Source organism: Campylobacter sp. 2352 PW, from assembly GCF_024723575.1.
Taxonomy (GTDB): domain Bacteria; phylum Campylobacterota; class Campylobacteria; order Campylobacterales; family Campylobacteraceae; genus Campylobacter_D.
This window is the reverse complement of record NZ_JANQCX010000046.1, coordinates 1-375: the sequence shown is the minus strand read 5'-3', so window position 1 is coordinate 375 and position 375 is coordinate 1. Positions and strand designations below refer to the sequence as shown.

Annotated in this window: 1 pseudogene; it reads left to right on the top strand. The window is 32.0% G+C overall.

Annotated elements, in window-relative coordinates:
- Positions 1–375: pseudogene (locus tag CAMP5121_RS08050) on the top strand (methyl-accepting chemotaxis protein); the annotation flags it as partial.

Below are 375 nucleotides of genomic sequence, written 5' to 3'. Positions count from 1 at the left end.
TGTATTAGAACAAAAGGTTGGTTCTAATATGAATGAAATTAATAGAGTATTTGATAGCTATAAAGCCTTAGACTTTACAACAGAAGTTGCTAATGCTAAAGGTGGGGTTGAAGTAACAGCAAATGCTTTAGGTAAAGAAATAGTAGCTATGCTAAGACAATCATCTGAATTTGCTAACTTACTTGCTAGTGAAAGTGGTAAATTACAAAGTGCTGTTAAGAACTTAACTGATTCTTCATCAAGCCAAGCTTCTTCTTTAGAAGAAACAGCAGCAGCATTAGAAGAGATTACTTCTTCTATGCAAAATGTATCTCATAAAACTAGTGAAGTAATTGCTCAAAGTGAAGAGATTAAAAATGTTACTTCTATTATTGG